Source organism: Collinsella sp. AM13-34 (genome assembly GCF_003473055.1).
In the GTDB taxonomy this organism is placed as follows: domain Bacteria; phylum Actinomycetota; class Coriobacteriia; order Coriobacteriales; family Coriobacteriaceae; genus Collinsella.
Window position 1 is genome coordinate 78,168 of the sequence record NZ_QRLE01000012.1, and the last position, 4,593, is coordinate 82,760.

The following is a 4,593-nucleotide window of genomic DNA, read 5'->3' on the forward strand; positions in this document are numbered from 1 at the left end:
CGCCTTTAGACGCGAGCCCGGGGCCCGTGGGTTATACCCTAAGGGCAAACCACCCTTTTTAAGGGTGGTTCTGATTCTATCTAGCGGAATTTTATTGGGACGAGACCTGAGCATATTCGTCGACGCAACCTCCTCCCCAGTCGCCACGCCAAATGCAGGCGGAGCGGCCGAAGGATCTAACGAGCACGCCGCGATGACTTGGAAGTGCGGTTGGAAAGGTCATCGAGGCCAAAGAATCCCGGAGGTATACCAAGGCGCACTTTGGGAATCCGTCGAATCACCCCACTTCAAGCCAGAATTCAGATCGGGCCGATTCATCATCTGAAAGTCCCATCGGCGACTCGCAATGAACAACCGACGCGCTCTGCGAGAGACCGTTCAGTACCGGCCCGAGCCGAACATGGACACAACGTCCCGTTTGTGTTCTTCAATCGCCTGCACGTTCTTCCTATTCTTGGGTTGTCGAACAAGCCATAGAGAAAAGGAAGAAAACATGGACACCGACAAGATCTGCGCGGAATCGATCGCCAAGCAATACGCGCCCAAAAGCGCCTTCAAGCTCACCGCGCTCAAGAAGCTCGATGCCAAAGCAAAGCGCCCTGCGAACGTCTTCGCCTACAGCTTTGGCATCGCTTCCTCGCTGTTGTTGGGTGTGGGCATGTGCCTGACCATGGGTGTGCTGGGACCTGGCGAGGGCACGTTGTTTGTGCTCGGAATCGTCCTTGGTATCTTGGGTATCGCAGGCGCAAGCGTGAACCTTGTTCTGTATCGCTGGATTCTGGAAACCTCTAAGAAGAAATACGCCTTTGAGATAATGGAGCTTGCCAAGGGAATTGCCGGCGAATAGCTTTTGGCATCAGGGAGAGGCAGGCTTGGGTGAACAGGCAGCAGAGCAGATACTTTACGACGGCGCAGCTTATGGACGAGGCTTTGCTCGACTTGCTGCAGAACAAGGGCGCGGAGTTCATAACCGTTAAGGAGATTTGCAAGAAGGCCGGGGTGGGGCGCTCTACGTTCTACCTTCACTACCAGGGTGTCCCTGACCTCGTGAAGGAGTGTTCGGAGCATGTGAACACCAAGTTCTTCGAGCGCTTTGAACAAAGCGCCGCAGACACGATCGGGGCTATCCGTACGGCTTCCCTCGATGAGCTCGTTTTCGTAACCGACGAGTATCTGAGGCCCTACCTCGAGTTCGTCCAAGACAACTGCTCCATCTATCGCGCGATGCTCGCAAACGGGCATACGCTGCAAGCTCAGGAGCGATTCGAGGCCCTAGCGAAGCACATCATCGACCCAGTGTTGGAGCGCTTTGGCTATCCCAGCGAGCAGCGGGCCTTCGTCATCAGTTTTTATGTGCATGGGCTCTCCGCCGTGGTACAGGACTGGATTCGGAGCGGCTGCGAAACGCCTATCGATGAGATGGTGCGCATTATCAAAACCTGCGTGCACCCGAACGGCACGAACCGACGTCTTGCCAACGCTAAAGAGAGGCGCGAATGAAACGATGTGACGGCGACGCCCCCTAGGCGCCATGCGCGCAGGCCGCGCACCTGCATTGAGAATACTGCGAAAGGAACGGAAAATGAAAGCAGCAATCTACCTTGGTAAAGGGCGTGTATCCCTTTCCGCTGCTCGCGCGGGCCGACTCCAGCCGTGCCGGGACCGCCAGCGCGGCCTCGAAGCCGTTTGCGGCGAGAACCAAGGAGGAGGGTTTCCCGTGATGGCGATAGGACGGAGGGGTTTCTGTAGGCGTGTAACCAGTAGGAGCTACTTATCGAAGCCCGCCACCGCGGAGCTGCTCCTTGTAGTTCTCGCCCCAAGCTCTCATTGCGTCAAGAACGGGTCTGAGTGTCTGTCCCAGGTCGGTGAGCGAGTACTCCACCCGTGGGGGCACCTCTGCGAACGCTTCACGATGAACGAGCCCCGTTTCCTCCATGGTTCGTAGGTTGCTGGTCAGAACTTTCTGCGAAATCTTGCCGATCGAGCGTTGCAGCTCCTTAAAGCGCATCGTGCCTTTGAGCGAGAGTTCGCGCAGGATGAGCACCTGCCACTTGTTGCCGATGAGCAAAAGCGTTGTCTCCACTGGGCAGGCAGGCAGGTTCTCCAAAGTCGGTGTTGTCATATTCGTGAAACCTCCGTCTGCAATCATGCACGTCATTTACATTAGTTTCCTTTTGGTGCTTACAGCACATTTATGTGCCTACTTTCCATTATATACCTTTGACGCGTATCGTATGAGCTGCAAGGAAAGCGGCGGCGAGTGCCGCAGGTCGAAAGGAAAGTATGATGACCAAGAAAATCGCAGTTGTAGCAGCGAATGGCAGGGCCGGCAGCCTCATCGTTGAGGAAGCCGTGCGTCGCGGATTCGACGTGACCGCCATCGTGCGCGGCGAGAATAGGACCGCCGCTCAGAACTCCGTCATCAAAGACGCACTCGAGCTCACGACGGAAGACCTCGAAGGATTCGACGCCGTGGTGGACGCCGTGGGCGGCTGGACGCCCGAGACCATCCCCGGTATCACCGACGCGGGCATCCACTTGGCTGATGTGCTGGTCGGCACCGATGTGCGCCTGCTCATCGTGGGTGGCGCGGGCTCGCTGTTCGTCAACCCCGAGCATACGGTCACCGTCGATATGGGCCCGGACTTTCCCGATGACTGGAAGCCGCTGTCCGCCGCGGCCGGCAAAATCCTTGCTCACCTTCGCGAAACGGACGGCCTCAAGTGGACCTTCATTTCCCCTGCTGCTGACTCCCAGGCCGACGGCGAGCGCACCGGTGAGTATATCTTGGCGGGCGAGGAGTTCACGCTCAACAGCCGCGGCGAGTCAACGCTCTCGTACGCTGACTATGCGATTGCCATGGTCGATGAGATCGAGTCCGGTAACCACGTCGCCCAGCGCATCTCGGTTGTGAGCAAGTAGCTTTATGCCGTTTGGGAAATGGGAGGGTCGATGCCAGCCGCGTCGACCCTCCCGTTGCGTACCGGGGCAACCAGTCTTGTTGTCTGAGTTGTGACATCTTAAACAATGGTTGAGTTTCAGAAGGGGCGTTTTTGGTACTATCGAGCGTGAGCGTTCTCGTAGGCCTCTTTGATATCTTCTGGCAAACCGTCGGGAATCATGGCCCTCAGCTTAGTCTCATTCTCGCCCTGATTCAGCTGTCCGTAGAACCAGCATTTGTACTTCAGCATGTCCAGCGCGCGGTTCATGTTCGCGATCTCTAGCTCCATGTGGGCCTTCCGCTCCTCGAACATGGCCTTGCGTTTGGGGTATGTCGATGGACCCTCCGCGCACCATTCCATGAATAGACGGATGTCCTTGATCTCCATCCCCGCTTTCTTGAGGCATTCGATGACCCGAAGCGCCTCGAGTTCCGTATCGCCGAATTGCCGAATGCCGGACGTCCGCTCCAATGCCGGGAACAATCCCTGCTTGTCGTAATAGCGCAGCGTTGAGGCGGGCAAACCGAACATCTCCGAAACCTGTCCGATTGTGTACATGGTTCCTCCGAATCAATCTCGAATTCATTCCTTGACCTAAAGTCAGGTTTAGGTATTACCTTCATTCTCGTCATTAGAACAGGGATTGCAAAGGGTGTTCCGTAATGTGGAAACAGATTTGCACCTAAACCATCGACAGGGGGAGATCGATCATGGCAATTAAACAGGCGGCAGGCAGGGATGCCCTGGGGGACTTTGCCCCCAAATTCGCACAGCTCAATGATGACGTGCTGTTCGGCGAGGTGTGGAGTCGAGAAGACGGGCTTTCCCTTCGAGACCGCAGCGTGGTGACGGTGGTGGCCCTGATGGCACAGGGACTGACGGATTCCTCGTTCCAATACCATCTGATGTCCGCAAAGAATAACGGTGTAACCAGGGCGGAGATAGCGGAAATCCTTACCCACGCCGCGTTTTACGCGGGGTGGCCCAAGGCATGGGCGGCCTTCCGCATGGCAAAGGAGGTCTGGGCGGATGACGATGCCGCTGATGCAAAAGCCGAGCACCAAAACGAGATGGCCTTTCCCATCGGTGCCCCTAACGACGCATTCGCGAAGTACTTTATCGGGCAAAGCTATCTCGCGCCTCTATCAACCGAGCAGGTTGGCGTCTACAACGTGACGTTCGAGCCCGGCTGCCGCAACAACTGGCACGTGCACCACGCAAAAAACGGCGGTGGACAGATTCTCATCTGCGTGGCTGGTCGAGGGTTTTACCAGGAATGGGGTAAGCCGGCGCAGAAACTGCACCCTGGCGACGTGGTCAACATTGCCCCAGGGGTGAAGCACTGGCACGGAGCCGCACCCGACAGCTGGTTCTCACATCTCGCGTTGGAGGTTCCGGGCGAGGAGACCTCCAACGAGTGGCTGGAGCCCGTGGGCGACGATGCATACCTTAAAGCGACCAACAAGGAGGCTTAAGCACCGTCGCCTGCCCGCGCCGCCGAGAGCAGGGCGCCCAAATCGGCCTGGATCGCCCCTGCCTTGCTTCCGAGCTGCAGCGGAGCCGAGCCGCCCGAGATGTTTACGCTCAAAAGGTGCGCATCCGGCAGCTTCGCGGTCATGCTCCAGAACGGGAGCGTGATGATGCCGGGGGT

The 4,593-nt window shown here is 57.4% G+C and carries 6 protein-coding genes and 1 pseudogene; 4 read left to right on the plus strand and 3 right to left on the minus strand.

The window, feature by feature from the left end; genetic code table 11:
• The first annotated feature begins 493 nt into the window (after nt 1-493).
• On the plus strand, nt 494-847 hold the full coding sequence (locus tag DW151_RS06515; RefSeq protein WP_118334991.1) for a dihydropteridine reductase: 354 nt from the start codon (nt 494-496) through the stop codon (nt 845-847).
• Nucleotides 848-876: 29 nt separating this feature from the next.
• Nucleotides 877-1,500, plus strand: coding sequence for a TetR/AcrR family transcriptional regulator (locus DW151_RS06520; protein ID WP_118334993.1), 624 nt, complete (start codon nt 877-879; stop codon nt 1,498-1,500).
• A gap of 271 nt (nt 1,501-1,771) precedes the next feature.
• On the opposite strand, the gene DW151_RS06525 is transcribed toward DW151_RS06520, so the two are convergent.
• Nucleotides 1,772-2,149 (minus strand): winged helix-turn-helix transcriptional regulator, encoded by a 378-nt coding sequence (locus tag DW151_RS06525; RefSeq protein WP_370446224.1) that lies wholly within the window; start codon nt 2,147-2,149, stop codon nt 1,772-1,774.
• A gap of 137 nt (nt 2,150-2,286) precedes the next feature.
• Here DW151_RS06525 and DW151_RS06530 point away from each other — a divergent pair, with 137 nt between their 5' ends.
• The gene (locus tag DW151_RS06530; RefSeq protein WP_199579911.1) at nt 2,287-2,922 is read left to right on the plus strand and encodes an NAD(P)-dependent oxidoreductase; all 636 of its coding nucleotides are present in this window, start codon (nt 2,287-2,289) and stop codon (nt 2,920-2,922) included.
• A gap of 137 nt (nt 2,923-3,059) precedes the next feature.
• Here the strand turns inward: DW151_RS06530 and DW151_RS06535 are convergent, their stop codons facing one another.
• Nucleotides 3,060-3,500 (minus strand): MerR family transcriptional regulator, encoded by a 441-nt coding sequence (locus tag DW151_RS06535; RefSeq protein WP_118334996.1) that lies wholly within the window; start codon nt 3,498-3,500, stop codon nt 3,060-3,062.
• Between the two features lie 152 nt (nt 3,501-3,652).
• On the opposite strand from DW151_RS06535, the gene DW151_RS06540 reads away from it, so the two are divergent.
• Complete coding sequence (locus DW151_RS06540) at nt 3,653-4,417, plus strand: carboxymuconolactone decarboxylase family protein (RefSeq protein ID WP_118334997.1); 765 nt, start codon at nt 3,653-3,655, stop codon at nt 4,415-4,417.
• On the opposite strand, the pseudogene DW151_RS10575 reads toward DW151_RS06540, so the two are convergent.
• Nucleotides 4,414-4,593, minus strand: a pseudogene (locus DW151_RS10575) (Sir2 silent information regulator family NAD-dependent deacetylase); the annotation flags it as partial. The gene DW151_RS06540 and the pseudogene DW151_RS10575 sit on opposite strands and share 4 nt — an antisense overlap.